Origin of the sequence: Barnesiella propionica (assembly GCF_025567045.1) — a bacterium.
GTDB classification, from domain to species: Bacteria; Bacteroidota; Bacteroidia; order Bacteroidales; family Barnesiellaceae; genus Barnesiella_B; species Barnesiella_B propionica.
In genome coordinates this window covers 13,410-28,005 of the sequence record NZ_JAOQJK010000003.1, presented here as the reverse complement: position 1 = coordinate 28,005, position 14,596 = coordinate 13,410, and the positions used below count along the sequence as shown (strand labels likewise).

Below are 14,596 nucleotides of genomic sequence, written 5' to 3'. Positions count from 1 at the left end.
ATTTTTTTGAATATATTTAAATTAAAAAGAGTAAAGCAATGGTCGTACGATATGGCAGTTTCTTACTTAATAATTATTTACAGTGAACGAGACTGGCTTAGAGTCATTTGTTCGTGATATGGTATTGAAATACCGATATAAATAATGCCTATATTATTTTTAATTAATTTCATATGAGTATTATCCGGTTCAAGGCCCGAATGATCGGCTTTTCCACCGGCATGAAAACCGGAAAGATATTGCATTTATAAAATGGATAGATACGGGATGTTACGGAATAAGGGACGAGGGTATGTTTTTAAATTCGTTTATAATTTAAAAACAAGTATAAAATAGTGTAGCGATAGATATGTAATGAGAGAAGCTTGCTTTTTAATATATATGTGGGATATATAAGAGCGCTGTTTCCTGAAATTACAAGGCTTGATTCAGTTATAATACGGTTCTTTAGGACAGCTTAGCCAGGTGCGATATTGATTTCCCATTTTTTTTACACTTTCTTTCCAGAATATATCGCCTTCTCCGGCCAGACATTCTGACGGATCGCAGCACGGAGAGACAGCCCATATATGAGAGCCAATTTCCTCGTCGAGTTGTCCGGCGCTCCAACCGCTATAGCCCAGGAAAAATTTAATATGTTGTCTTATTTTATTCCCGCTTTTGAGATAAGAGGTAATGGCTTCGAAATCTCCTCCGATATAAAGTCCCGGTTTTATTTCGATTGAGTCGGGGATGAGATACCCTAATGTATGCATGTAAAAAAGTCGGTCGTTTGATAGGGGCCCTCCGTAAAATACCGGGATCTCTTCCACGTCGCTTAATCCTTCTATGAGATTATTAAGATATAATTCAGACGGTTTGTTCAATACCAGTCCCATCGCTCCGCTTTTATTATATTCTACCAAACAGATAACGCCTCTCTGGAACCATATTTCTTTGAGAAACGGTTCGGCTATTATGAGGTTGCCCGTGCGGGGTGCTTGCTGGTCATAATTGATGCGGAATATTTCGGACTTTAATTTCATAGCTTTGTTTTTATAGTCAAAGGGGAGATTGTGATTATTCATAAGAATGAGGACTGATAATTCATATTCAGGAAGAGTGAATAATAATATATCTGATCACAGATGTCTCCTCTTGGTCATAAACTTGTGAATAAAGTTATGTAAATGAAACGGGAATTACAACCTTTTTCATGTAAATTTTAAAGATAGTACTGTTTTTTATGCTTTTTCATGATTCCTGTTCCGCAAATATCGGGGGAATGATGATAACTCGGGCTTTAATATTGTTGATTACATAATACTTGCTATTTTTGTAGTTTAAATTTAACTCTTTCGATATGGAAAATAACCTTTTACCGGCTGAAAAGCAGCGTGTCTCGGAGGCCAGAAAAGTTACGTGGATAGGCTTTTTCGTGAATCTTGTACTCTCCGTGGGTAAGATACTGGCCGGTTTCTGGGGGCGAAGCAGTGCTATGATCGCCGATGGGGTGCATTCTTTATCCGATTTTGTTACCGATCTTATTGTGATCATATTTATCGGGATATCATCTAAAGGAAAAGATGAAAACCATCAATACGGGCACGGAAAATTTGAAACTTTTGCGACAATGATAATCAGTTTTGCATTATTTATTGTTGCGTTCGGCATTTTGTGGAACGGTTGTGTGACCGTATATGAATCGTTTCACGGCAAAGCAATAGGCCGTCCTTCGGCGATAGCCTTATGGGCCGCTCTTATTTCCATTGTTGTGAAAGAGGGGTTATACTGGTACACTGTTATCGTGGGGCGTCGAATAGATAGCCCCGCCGTTATTGCCAACGGCTGGCATCACCGTTCCGATGCGTTGTCGTCCATAGGTACTTTAATAGGTATTTCAGGTGCGATGTTTCTGGGAGATAAGTGGCATATTCTGGATCCGCTGGCTTCTATCGTCGTGAGTGTTTTTATCTTTGGTGTTGCTTATAAGCTGGCTTTACCGAGTATACAGGAATTACTGGAGGAATCTTTGCCTGCGGAAGTTGAAAAGCGTATAGGGGAGCTGGTCATGAATGTTCCGGGCGTAAAAGCGTTCCATCATTTGCGAACCCGCAAGAACGGACATGTATTCATCATAGACATTCATATTAAAGTGGATAAAAATATATCGATCGTAGAAGCACACGATATCGCTACTCAGGTGGAACAGACTATGCGCAGGACTTTTGGGGACCAGACACAGACGAACGTACATGTGGAACCTTATTATCCTAAAGATGGTTTTTGATTTTTATTGATTAATTGCATCGTGATTACTGATGAATAACCGTTTCCCTCTTTAAGCCATTCTTGCATGTAACCGCAACGGATGAAACCGCAAGATTCGAAAAGCCGTAAACTGGCGGTATTATTTTCGGGAATATAGGTATATACCTGATGCAGTCCCAGGTATCCGAATGAATAATTGACCAGGGTGTTCAGTGCATCGCGGCCTAAACCCTGTCGCTGGTATTTCTCGTCGATGAGTATTCCTACGGCTGCCCGGTTATGATAAGGATCGTAATCGTACCAGTCCAATGTTCCAATAGATATATCTTTGAATGTGATCATCAGGCGGAGTTGCCTTGTTTGGTAAATATCCGTAGTATAGTCCTGCAGATACTGGCGAAGAATATGCCGGGAGAAGGGAGCCAGTGTGCTGCCGTATTTCCACAATGAGGGTATATTTTCCCAATGATATAGAATTTCCAGATCTTCTGGTTCCAGTGCCCGTAACGTGATATTTTTTCCGGTTAAGTATGGCATGACTCCCTTAATTTAAAAATAACGGTGGTGTTTTTTGTAAAAATAAAATAAAGCCCGAATGTGTTTAAATGCTAACCGGGAGAAAATGTTTCTGTTCGTTACCCGTTTCCAATGATGTACAATTGAAAATTGCGGCAGATATACGACTTTGAATTTGCAGTTTCGTACCCGCAGGCAGAAGTCGGCGTCCTCCGGGCCGTAAAATATATGTTCGTCCAATAATCCTGCAGCATTGATGGCTTCTCTGCGAATCAATTGGCAGGCTCCGATCAAATATTCCGGCTCGTACTCGGAAATGGGAAGGAAGGTTTTTTCTTTTCTTTGTGTATACGAGCGGAAAATATTTCGGCATTTAACGCCAATTCCCGGATATTCTTTATCGCTTTTCTGTATCTCGTTCCTGGCATTTGTAAGCCGGCATCCGCATATCCCTGTCTCGGTATGGGATTCCATATAAGCAATCATTCCGTAAAGAGCTTCTTTGTTTGCTACGGTATCGTCATCCAAAAGGAGAATGTATTTTCCGGAGGTTTTTTCGATCCCCCGGTTACGGGCGTATGCCACACCCCGGTTTTCAGGTAAAATAATACGCTGGATATACGGATAGTTTTTTTTAATAAATTGAGAGGCCCCGTCTGTTGACCCGTTATCCACCCATATAATCTCTGTATCTTCCCATTCCTGTATGAATCGCAGTGATTTCAGGCAAATTTCGAGATAGGGCAGAGAATTCCATGATATGATAACTATCGATAACCGCATATCTTTATCCGAAAAGTTTAATTTTTAATGCTTGTAAAGCGTATGAAAATTCTTTGATTGAGGTAAACCGTTTTAATTGAGTTGAAATAAAATAAAAAGAGAAAAAATAACTCAGATTGCTGCGAAACAGTATTTTCTCCATTTCGTGCGACGATAGATGGGGATAGTTCAGTATCGATTCCCGTTGAACATCTGTCGGAGTATATTCTCCTCCCTTAATCCAACCGTTTTGCTTTGCCATAGCATAAAATTCGGTGCCGGGGAACGGAGATACGATGTTGAACATGATCTGGTCTACTTTTAACTCTTTAGCCTGTCGCAAAGTATCTTTCAGTGTTTCTTTTGTTTCTAACGGACTTGTTCCTATCAGAATATTCAGTTTTACGGGGACGTTGTATTTCTTTAAATAACCGATGGCATCATATATCTGTTTCCGGGTAATTCCTTTTTTTATAAACCGGAGAATATCTTCGTTGAACGATTCTACTCCAAGATCGACATATTTACAACCTGACGTGCCCAGTGCGCGGGCTATCGTGTCGGTTATCGCATCTACGCGGGCCTGGCATCCCCATGAGAAGCCGTATTTCTGCATGATATGGCAGATAGCCAGAGTACGTTCTTCGTTCCAGATGAAATTATCATCCATGAATCCAATCGCTTTATATCCTTGTTCGTGAAGAAGCTTCATCTCTTTTTCAATGTTTTCAATAGAACGGAATGAAATAAACGGTTTTTTTTGACATTCCTTCCGGTTTTCGATTTCCCGGGCGAAAGTTAATGAACTCGGGACGCAATAGATACATTGATGAGGACAATTGCGCGATGTGACTGCCGTGGTATAAGGTGTTGTCTTTAGCTTGGGGTTGTGGTAGTGCCTGTTAGCAATATAATGCCGCGCCGGGAAAGGCAGCGAGTCGAGATCTTTCACTAACAGATGGGGTTTGTTATGAATGATTTTCCCGTTTTCCATAAATGAGATGCCTTCAGTTTTCTTCCAATCCTTACCGTCTCGGAAAGCATTGGTCCATTCTTTTATGATGACTTCCGGTTCTCCTCGTGCAATAATGACTTTTTCATCGGTAAAAAAGCGGTCGGTGAAATAAGTAGGTCCCGGACCCATAAAAACTACAAAAGCGTCGGGCCGGTATTTGCGGATAAGTTCTAATGCGATAAGATCATTTTCTATCGACAGGTTGACCGTCCAGATGTAGTAAATATCGCTGTTGTCTTCTTTCAGGAATTTTTCAAATTTTTTCCGGGAAGTACGGTAATAAACAAAATCTTTATATATAGGAACGTATCCTTCCTCTTCGAGCACGGATACGACAGTCAATTCATAGATATTAGGGGCTGCGTATACGATGCGCGTACAGCCGGCAGTCCGTTCGGCAGGTTTATTATGGTCTAAAACAGGAGGAACTAAGAACGTTAATTTCATGAATATTAATTTGTTTAGCGATTTTATATGTATAAACGGGTGATTTGGTGAATTTCGTATAAATTTATTCGCTTTTTTATGGCTTGAATGTTTCGTTAAATGGCATTCGGTTCATAATCGATCTTCCCAGAGTGATTTCGTCGGCATACTCCAGTTCGTCACCTATGGAAACTCCCCGGGCTATAATCGTAATTTTTATATCGTAGGGCGCGAGTTTCCTGAAAATATAAAAATTGGTCGTGTCGCCTTCCATTGTTGCACTCAGGGCCAGGATGACTTCTTTTATTTCTCCTTCAGATACACGTTGTACAAGGCTTTCTATTTCCAAATCGCCGGGGCCTATGCCGTCCATTGGAGAAATAATACCTCCTAATACATGGTAAAGCCCGTGGAATTGGCGCGTATTTTCTACTACCATTACTTCCTTGACATTTTCCACGACGCAGACAATTGAAGAATCTCGTCCTGTATCGGAGCAAAGGGTGCATATATCGTCATCGGATATATTATGGCATACGCGGCAATATTTGATTTCTTTTCGGAGACGGATGATAGAATTTCCGAAGTTTTCGGCTGTTGATTCATCCTGGCGCAACAGATGCAATACCAGCCGGAGGGCCGTTTTCCGTCCTATGCCCGGAAGTTTCGAGAATTCATTAACAGCGTTTTCGAGTAGTGCCGATGAAAATTGTTGGCTCATATAATGTTCGTTAGTTTCGGAGAACAAAGATAAAGGATAATACTTGTGTGATGAAATGCCGGAGACTATCTTTTGTCAAAAAAATTATTCTTATGTTATTAATGCTCTTGCAAGGAAGGTTATCCTATGTGCCTGCCGGTCTTCATATTGGGAGATATAAAATTTTTGCTGTACTGGTAACCTGTTTCGGAGCTGCTTTTCTGATAGGAGACATACATCGTTATGTATAACAAATAAAGATTGGAAAAAATCCTGTAAAAAACAGTTGGTTATGTTATTCCGCCGGTTCCGAAAAACCGGAAAACAGATAAACCTTGTATTTTATTACTTAAGGTTTATCTGTTTTTCCTTACAGTCTGTATTTTTGTTTACACACCTTTCCTCAGGATTTTTCTTTTATATATCCGTTACGGTAGGCAAAAAGCAATTTTTTCAGATCCTGGATCTGAGTGATGAGTTCTTTCCCGATGTCGGTATCTTTTACCATCATGCGCTGGGAATTGAACTCCAGAATGAAACTGGTAGATATGATGTCTATACCTTCTTCTATTGCTTTTTGTGCCGATTGGAACGGTTCGTGTTGTGCCAGCTGTAATCCGCGGGAGTGATAGATGAGGGTATATCCGGCGATACCTGTTTCGGACTGGTAGGCTTTGGAAAATCCCCCGTCTATTACAAGCAATTTGCCGCCTGCCTTGACGGGCTTTTCTCCTTTAAGTGTTTTTACGGGTATATGTCCGTTGATAATATGCGAATGAGGCTTGTCAAGGCCGAATTCCTGAAGTATCATGTCGCATACAGATTCTTCATTACGCAATTCGTAATAATATCCTTTTTTCTCTTTCGACAGGGATTTATCTTCTATGAAGTAACGTTCGAAAGTTGCCATCTTATCTTTGTCGAATGATGGCGAATCCGGGCCACACCACAGATACCACATATAATCCAGTGCGAAGCGGTGGTCTTCCGTGTCCTGATCGTCGAAATAGGCTGTGCGTATGATCTGGTCTACTTTATCGAATAATGATTTTCCTTTGTAATATTCTTCTTGTATGGAAACTTCCTTGAATGTGCCGTCGGCATTGAGCGGCATCGAAGCATGAAAGAGCAGGTTGGAATTGCGTACGAGGTAGATGCCTCCGTTTGCATACAAGCACCGGATGTGCTTACGTAATTTTTCGCTGTTGGTGAACGAATGGCGTAATTTATTCACAACTTGTTCTTCCTCTTCTGATAACCTGAACGGGTCTGTCGGGTCTATGGTCGGGAAATAGGCGTCTTTTAACGAATATTCTTTCCCGTCCAGTGTGATGATGCCGTGAGTATAATCTATCTTATCCAGCATAAGACGGTCGTCCATTCCGAAATCGGGATGCCGTAAGATGGTTTGCGCTTCCAGTTTGAACTGTATGATCGCTATGGCTTTATGCATTTGAGCGATAAGCCTCATCGTCTTTTCATTGTGAGAAGTTCCTCCGGCTTTCGGGGTGAATACCTCACATGGGTCGTTTTCATAAGTTTCCATGGCGAAGGTTGCTAACGGCAGGATATTGATCCCATAGCCGTCTTCTATTGTCGCGAGATTAGCATAACGCATGGCGAGCCTGAGTACATTGGCTATGCAGCAGTCGTTCCCCGCGGCCGCTCCCATCCATAATATATCGTGGTTGCCCCATTGAATGTCGAAGTTATGATAATTGCAAAGAGTGTCCATGATGATATGTGCACCCGGGCCTCTGTCGTAAATGTCTCCTACAATGTGCAGCGAATCGATAATAAGACGTTGTATGAGATGGCACATGGCAATGATGAAATGGTCGGCGCGCCCTATGGAGATAATGGTAGTTATGATTCCATTTACATAGGCTTGCTTGTTCGGGTCCATTTGCGACTCATGCAATAATTCCTGCAGGATATAAGAAAATTCTGCGGGTAATGCTTTACGTACTTTAGAACGTGTATATTTGGAGGACACATTCTGGCATACCTTGATGAGCTGATGTAATGTGATAAGATACCAGTCGTCAATATCTTTTTCTTCTGTTTTTATTATTTCCAGTTTTTGTTCCGGATAATATATCAGTGTACAGAGTTCTTTCTTTTCGTTTTCGCGTAAAGTCCTTCCGAAAATTTCATCTACTTTTCGTTTTACGGAACCGGAAGCGTTTTTCAATACATGCTGGAACGCTTCGTATTCTCCGTGGACATCGGTAAGAAAATGTTCCGTTCCTTTCGGCAGATTTAATATTGCTTCGAGGTTGATAATTTCGGTACATGCATCCGCGATAGTCGGAAAATTATTAGATAACAAATTGAGGTAGCGAAGATCGTTGCTAATTATTTCGCTGGTAATTGTTGCATATTTATCCATATTATGATTGACGTCATTATTGTTTTCAAAAATAGCCTTTTTTTCTGAAAAAAAGCAGTCTTATTGTGTTAAACCTGTATATTTGCATATATAAATGCTGAAAAAGAAAGATAATTTATGGAAATAAAAACGGCTAAATTTGTCATTAGTAATTCCGATGTGCGCAAATGTCCTGATAACGGATTACCCGAATACGCCTTTATAGGACGTTCCAATGTAGGTAAATCGTCTCTAATTAATATGCTGGCCCGGAAAAAGGGACTGGCCATGACTTCGTCTACACCCGGTAAGACTTTGCTGATTAATCATTTTCTTATCAATGACCAGTGGTATCTGGTAGACCTGCCTGGTTATGGTTATGCGCAACGGGGGAAGGCGGGCCGGGAGGCTATACGCCGCATTATTGAAGATTATATCCTGAAACGTCAGGAAATGACCTGTTTGTTCGTACTCGTCGACAGCCGCCACGAGCCTCAGAAAATAGATCTGGAATTTATGGAGTGGCTGGGTGAGAACGGAGTTCCGTTCGCTATAGTTTTTACGAAAACGGATAAGATAGGCTCCGATGTTCTTAAAAGGAATATAGCTGTGTATGAGAAACGAATGTATGAGGTATGGGAAGAACTGCCCCCTATGTTTTTTACTTCTGCCGAAAAGAAGACAGGCCGGACCGAACTGCTGGATTATATAGAAAGTATTAACCGGAATCTTTGAAAAAGGTCCCGACTTTTTATATCTTTGTAATTTATGAAAAGATAAATCTTTGAAAACATAAGACTATGGATAAGAAAAATGAATTTATGCGTGAAGCTATAGAGCTGTCCGTTAAAAATATAGATAATGACGGCGGCCCTTTCGGGGCAGTTATCGTGAAAGACGGAGAAGTCGTAGCGCGGGGTGTGAACCGTGTGACAGCTTCAATAGATCCGACAGCTCATGCAGAAGTGAGCGCTATACGGGAAGCTGCTAAGAAACTGGGTACTTTCGATCTGAGCGGCTGTGAAATTTACAGTTCGTGCGAACCATGCCCGATGTGCCTGGGTGCGATCTACTGGGCTCATCTGGATAAGTTGTATTATGCCAATACCAAACTGGATGCTAAGAATATAGGATTTGACGATTCTTTTATTTACGATGAGATAGATTTAAAACCTCAGGACCGTAAATTGCCGTCGGAAACATTATTGCGCGATGAAGCTATCAGGGCATTTGAGAAATGGCAGGAAAAAACGGATAAGACCGAATATTGATAATATCCGGTTTATAATGAAATACAAGAATAGAAAAGGTTATGGCAAATTGGTTTGAATGTAAGGTCAAATATGATAAGATGATGGAGAATGGCATGCAGAAAAAGGTAAATGAACCTTATCTGGTCGATGCTCTTTCTTTTACCGAAGCGGAAGCGCGTATTATAAAGGAAATGACGCCGTTTATTTCCGGAGAATTTTCTGTTTCTGCCGTGAAGCGTGCCAATATCAGCGAGTTGTTTTTTGATGAAACGGGAGACCGTTGGTATAAATGTAAGGTTAATTTCATCACGCTGGATGAAAAGAGCGGTATGGAGAAAAAGACCGCAAGTTATATTTTAGTGCAAGCTTCGGACTTTCAAAGGTCTGTGGAAAATCTGATGGAATGTATGAAAGGAACTTTAGCGGATTATGAAGTTGCCTCGATTACAGAAACGCCCTTGATGGATGTATATCCTTTTGAGGCGGACAGTGTGAAAAATGACAGGCCGGAATGACTGGGATAGGGGAACGCATATCGTATTATAAGCGACAGTTGCCTGAAACGGCACGCTTGGTCGCAGTCTCAAAGTTTCATCCCGTGGAAATGCTGTCTGAGGCGTATGATGCCGGGCAACGTGTCTTCGGGGAGAGCCGGGTACAAGAACTGATAGCCAAACGTGAAATGCTGCCCGATGATATCGAGTGGCATTTCATCGGTTCCTTGCAGACGAATAAGGTAAAGCAGATCGTACCTTTTGTTTCTATGATACATGCGATCGATAGCGAACGCCTGCTTCTTGCCGTGGAAAAAGCCGCTTCGGCTATCGGCCGGGAAGTACGCTGCCTGTTGCAGATACATATAGCAAGGGAGGAAACGAAACATGGTTTCTCTTTTGTTGAGTGCAGGGGTATGCTGGACAGGGGAATAATTAAAGAACTGAAATTTGTACGTATATGCGGATTAATGGGAATGGCTACTTTTACGGACGACCGGGAAGAGATTGCCAGGGAATTCGGTAACTTACAAAATTTTTATATGGAATTAAAAGAGGGAGTTTTTTCCGGAAATAACGATTTTTGCGAGTTGTCTATGGGCATGACAGAAGATTATGTGGAGGCCGTAAAATACGGAAGCACTATGGTCAGGATAGGCAGCGGTATATTCGGTGAACGTATTTAACCTGTTCGAACAAAATGTAGTCAAATGGCATGTTAAAAAAGCTGAATGCTTAAAAACATGCTTTTTTATTATTCTTTTTCCAAATAATTGCGTTATTTTTACCACAAATAATTTATAATATTATTTGTTTGGATATTAGGTATTTATAAGAGCGTAGGAATAGGTTGGACATGGAGAGCACATAATCAAGGGGTTTTCTTGATTTTTTATTATACTCACCAGAGATGAACGATTTCTTTTCGTCTTTTTGATAAATTGCCCTGAAAAACAGCTTAAAAACAAAATAACAACTTAAACTTTTATCAAAAATGAATTCTGTTCAGAAAAAGAATTATGCTTTACCCATAGCGATGATGTTTGCGCTTTTTGCCATGATATCGTTTGTGACAGGCTTGCAAAACCCTATGGGAGTGATCGTTAAGAATCAATTTGGAACTAGTATCTTTCTTTCGCAGCTGGGAAATGCCGCGAATTTTATTGCTTATGCATTTATGGGGATACCGGCAGGTTTGCTTTTACAGCGTATAGGTTATAAAAGAACTGCTTTGGCCGCCATTGTCGTAGGTTTCGTTGGAGTGGGTATTACTTATTTGTCCGGAGTAGCATCCAGTTTCGGAGTCTATCTTACGGGTGCATTCGTTTCCGGTTTTTCTATGTGTATGTTGAATACAGTGGTAAATCCGATGTTGAACACATTAGGCGGTGAAGGCAAAAGAGGAAATCAGTTATTGCAATTCGGCGGTTCGTGCAATTCACTGAGCGCTACTATCGTCCCCGTGCTCGTAGGTTATTTGATGGGCGATGTCGCCCGTACCACTATCGATAAGGCTAACCCGGCTTTGTTTATCGCTATGGGAATTTTTGCTCTCGTATTTGTTGTATTATTGCTGGTAAATATTCCGGAGCCTCGTTTAACTGTCAGTAAAGTGTCAAAGACCAAAGATAAATATAGTGCTTTGTCTTTCCGTCATTTTTTATTAGGAGCGCTGGCAATTTTCGTATATGTAGGTGTAGAAGTAGGTATCCCTAATATAGCCAATCAATTCATGACTAATGAACTGGCTATAGATGCCGCCGCTGCCGGAACGGTTGTGGGAACTTATTGGTTCCTGATGCTGGTAGGCCGTCTTTTCGGGGGAGCTTTAGGGGGTAAGATATCCAGTAAGGCTATGATGCTTTTTGTTACTACATTAGGGCTTGTCCTTGTATTGGGGGCTATCGTCTGTCCTATGAATTTGACAGTAAATATGCCTGTCTTTAAATCTGATATTTCGTTCGGTCTTATAAAAGTTCCCGTAAGTATCATGCTGCTTATTTTGTGCGGACTTTGTACTTCGGTGATGTGGGGGGGGATCTTTAATCTCGCCGTTGCCGGTTTAGGAAAATATACCGAGGCTGCTTCGGGTTTCTTTATGGTAATGGTATGCGGCGGAGGTCTTTTGCCTCTCTTGCAGGGTAGTGTTGCCGACTGGTTCGGTTATATGTCCAGCTATTGGGTTGTCGTGGCAGCGATTGTTTATATGCTTTATTACGCTTTATACGGTTGCAAAAATGTGAATAAAGATATTCCTGTGGAATAATTCCGGTTTGCAAAATAATTATAGGCCGGGATATGCTATCTGAAGAGATTATTCCGGCTTATTATTTCTTTATATAATTATTTATCCGGTTGAAAAAAGACCGGAAGAAAGGCTAGATAAAATGAAAAATACATCACAATCCGGAGTTACTGTTTCCGGAATTAAGACAAAAGATTTTGAAACCGTTTTGGACGGAAAAGATGTCAGGTTATATGTTCTGTCCAATCGTAAAGGAGCGGAGATATGTATAACTAATTTTGGAGGTATAGTAGTTTCTCTCGTCGTACCCGACAGGAGCGGGCATCCTGTAGACGTAGTATTGGGATATGCTTCTATCGAGAAATATCTGAATACTCCTGAAAAATATCTGGGAGCTTTGATAGGACGGTATGGAAACCGGATAAAACGAGGAGAGTTTGTTCTGGACGACAAAGCATATAAAATACCTTCCAATAATCCCGACTGCGCCCTGCATGGCGGTCTTATAGGATATAATAATGTAGTGTGGGACGCTGTACAAAATGACGACAATTCTCTTGACCTGACATATGTTTCTCCGGATGGAGAAGAAGGCTTTCCCGGAGAACTAACGGTAAAAGTTCGATATACGCTTACGGATGATAATGAAATGCGTATTGATTATGAGGCGAAAACGGATAAAGCTACGGTCGTTAATTTGACGCATCATTCGTTCTTCAATCTTAACGGAGATAACGGAGGAGAAATAACAAATCATGTGGTGACTATTCATGCCGACCATTTTACTCCTATGGATGATAAATCTGTCCCGACAGGGGAAATAAGAAAAGTGGCCGGAACACCGATGGATTTCAATACTCCTCATGTTGTAGGGGAACGTATAGATGCTGATTATGAACAATTGCGTTTCGGACGGGGATATGACCATAATTATGTATTAAATAAAAGATGGGTGGGAGAAATGGTTTTGGCGGCTAAAGCAGTTTCGCCTAAGACCGGAATTTCGATGGAAGTTTATACGACCGAACCGGGTGTCCAATTATATACGGGCAATTGGTTGAACGGTTTTTTAGGAAAAGAAGGGCATTGTTATAGTGAACGTACAGCGATCTGTTTTGAAACACAACATTTCCCGGACAGTCCGAATAATCCCCATTTCCCTTCTACCGTGTTACGACCGGGAGAAAAATATACCCAGACGTGTATATATAAATTCGGGGTTGAAGGGTGAAAATATGAAAAATTGATAATTAAAAATATAAGTAAAATGAAAAACAAAGAAATAGTAAAAGCGAAATTTGAAAAACAATTTGGTACAACAGGAGCATTTTATTTTTCTCCCGGACGTATTAATCTGATCGGTGAACATACCGATTATAATGGCGGTTTTGTTTTGCCGGGTGCTATCGATAAAGGTATGTTGCTTGAAATTAGAGAAAACGGGACCGATTTGATACGGGCTTATGCTGTGGATTTGGATGAATATGCCGAGTTCGGTATGGAAGAAAAAGACGCGCCTTCTCAAAGTTGGGCCCGTTATATATTCGGTGTAGTAAGAGAAATCGAAAAACGTGGAGGCAAAGTGCGGGGATTCGATACTGCATTCTCCGGAGACGTCCCGTTGGGAGCCGGCCTTTCTTCTTCGGCAGCATTGGAAAGTGCTTTTGCTTTCGCATTGAATGATATGTACCATTTGGGTATAGATAAGTTTGAACTGGCTAAAATAGGACAGGCTACCGAGCATAATTACTGTGGTGTTAAATGTGGTATTATGGACCAGTTTGCTTCGGTTTTCGGTAAGAAAGGACATCTTATTCGTTTAGATTGTCGTTCTCTTGAATATGAATATGTGCCTTTTGACCCGAAGGGATACAGGGTCGTTTTGGTGGATTCTGTTGTGAAACATGAGTTAGCATCGTCTGCTTATAATAAAAGGCGTGAGTCTTGCGAAGCGGTTGTTGCCGCTATAGCTAAACGCCACCCCGAAGTAAAACTGCTTCGTGATGCGAACCGGGCTATGCTGGATGAGGTCGCTGCTGAAGTTTCACAGGAAGACTTTATGCGTGCCGAATATGTGATCGAGGAGATACAACGATTGTTGGATGCCTGTGATGCATTGAATAAAGGAGATTATGAAACCGTGGGAGAAAAGATGTTCGGAACGCATTACGGTATGAGCCAACTGTATGAAGTGAGTTGCGAAGAACTGGACTTCCTGAATGGTATTGCCCGTGAATGCGGTGTGACCGGTTCGCGCGTAATGGGCGGAGGTTTTGGCGGATGTACGATCAATCTGGTAAAAGATGAACTTTATAAACCGTTTATTGATATGGTTCAAAGCCGCTTCCCTGAAAAATTCGGAAGAGCTCCTAAGATTTACGATGTTGTTATTGGCGATGGTTCGCGTAAATTGGAAGATTGATAAAGTAAAGTATTTAAAGAAAATTACAAAAAGAGCGTCTTATTATAAGACGCTCTTTTTGTATCATATTTTTATCTATGGAGATATTCATCTTGCTCAATTGTGCTGTTAAATAAAAATTGTATATTTGTAGGAAAGAAAT

14 protein-coding genes are annotated in these 14,596 nt (G+C 41.1%); 8 read left to right on the top strand and 6 right to left on the bottom strand.

The features are described 5' to 3' along the window. Positions 1 to 428: 428 nt before the first annotated feature. Positions 429 to 1,025 carry a YqgE/AlgH family protein gene (locus tag OCV73_RS04855; RefSeq protein WP_167551210.1) on the bottom strand — a complete coding sequence of 199 codons (597 nt, stop codon included), beginning with the start codon at positions 1,023 to 1,025 and terminating at the stop codon, positions 429 to 431. A gap of 317 nt (positions 1,026 to 1,342) precedes the next feature. On the opposite strand from OCV73_RS04855, the gene OCV73_RS04850 reads away from it, so the two are divergent. Beyond that, positions 1,343 to 2,269, top strand: coding sequence for a cation diffusion facilitator family transporter (locus tag OCV73_RS04850; RefSeq protein ID WP_147549765.1), 927 nt, complete (start codon positions 1,343 to 1,345; stop codon positions 2,267 to 2,269). Here OCV73_RS04850 and OCV73_RS04845 read toward each other — a convergent pair. From OCV73_RS04845 to OCV73_RS04825, 5 genes are all read right to left on the bottom strand, one after another. Further along, a complete protein-coding gene (locus OCV73_RS04845; protein WP_147549762.1) occupies positions 2,248 to 2,787 on the bottom strand; it encodes a GNAT family N-acetyltransferase in 540 nt (179 codons plus the stop codon). The genes OCV73_RS04850 and OCV73_RS04845 overlap by 22 nt on opposite strands. Positions 2,788 to 2,799: 12 nt before the next feature. Continuing rightward, the gene (locus tag OCV73_RS04840) at positions 2,800 to 3,549 is read right to left on the bottom strand and encodes a glycosyltransferase family 2 protein (protein WP_147549759.1); all 750 of its coding nucleotides are present in this window, start codon (positions 3,547 to 3,549) and stop codon (positions 2,800 to 2,802) included. A 4-nt stretch (positions 3,550 to 3,553) separates the two neighbouring features. Next, positions 3,554 to 4,990: a B12-binding domain-containing radical SAM protein gene (locus OCV73_RS04835; RefSeq protein WP_147549756.1), complete on the bottom strand. Its 1,437-nt coding sequence runs from the start codon at positions 4,988 to 4,990 to the stop codon at positions 3,554 to 3,556. 76 nt (positions 4,991 to 5,066) lie between these two features. Further along, positions 5,067 to 5,690, bottom strand: coding sequence for a recombination mediator RecR (gene recR, locus OCV73_RS04830; protein WP_147549753.1), 624 nt, complete (start codon positions 5,688 to 5,690; stop codon positions 5,067 to 5,069). A gap of 382 nt (positions 5,691 to 6,072) precedes the next feature. Beyond that, positions 6,073 to 8,061, bottom strand: coding sequence for a fructose-1,6-bisphosphatase (locus OCV73_RS04825; protein ID WP_147549750.1), 1,989 nt, complete (start codon positions 8,059 to 8,061; stop codon positions 6,073 to 6,075). Positions 8,062 to 8,178: 117 nt separating this feature from the next. Here OCV73_RS04825 and yihA point away from each other — a divergent pair, with 117 nt between their 5' ends. The 7 genes from yihA to galK all read left to right on the top strand — a co-directional run bounded on the left by yihA (position 8,179) and on the right by galK (position 14,454). After that, a complete protein-coding gene (gene yihA, locus OCV73_RS04820) occupies positions 8,179 to 8,775 on the top strand; it encodes a ribosome biogenesis GTP-binding protein YihA/YsxC (RefSeq protein ID WP_147549747.1) in 597 nt (198 codons plus the stop codon). A gap of 65 nt (positions 8,776 to 8,840) precedes the next feature. Beyond that, positions 8,841 to 9,311, top strand: coding sequence for a nucleoside deaminase (locus OCV73_RS04815; protein WP_147549744.1), 471 nt, complete (start codon positions 8,841 to 8,843; stop codon positions 9,309 to 9,311). 41 nt (positions 9,312 to 9,352) lie between these two features. After that, positions 9,353 to 9,808 (top strand): DUF4494 domain-containing protein, encoded by a 456-nt coding sequence (locus OCV73_RS04810; protein ID WP_147549741.1) that lies wholly within the window; start codon positions 9,353 to 9,355, stop codon positions 9,806 to 9,808. After that, positions 9,805 to 10,473 carry a YggS family pyridoxal phosphate-dependent enzyme gene (locus OCV73_RS04805; RefSeq protein ID WP_147549738.1) on the top strand — a complete coding sequence of 223 codons (669 nt, stop codon included), beginning with the start codon at positions 9,805 to 9,807 and terminating at the stop codon, positions 10,471 to 10,473. Before OCV73_RS04810 ends, OCV73_RS04805 begins: the two co-directional genes overlap by 4 nt. Before the next feature lie 308 nt (positions 10,474 to 10,781). Beyond that, positions 10,782 to 12,053: an MFS transporter gene (locus tag OCV73_RS04800; RefSeq protein WP_147549735.1), complete on the top strand. Its 1,272-nt coding sequence runs from the start codon at positions 10,782 to 10,784 to the stop codon at positions 12,051 to 12,053. A gap of 121 nt (positions 12,054 to 12,174) precedes the next feature. Beyond that, positions 12,175 to 13,263, top strand: coding sequence for an aldose epimerase family protein (locus tag OCV73_RS04795; protein WP_147549732.1), 1,089 nt, complete (start codon positions 12,175 to 12,177; stop codon positions 13,261 to 13,263). Positions 13,264 to 13,299: 36 nt separating this feature from the next. Next, positions 13,300 to 14,454 carry a galactokinase gene (gene galK, locus OCV73_RS04790; RefSeq protein ID WP_147549729.1) on the top strand — a complete coding sequence of 385 codons (1,155 nt, stop codon included), beginning with the start codon at positions 13,300 to 13,302 and terminating at the stop codon, positions 14,452 to 14,454. Positions 14,455 to 14,596: the final 142 nt, after the last annotated feature.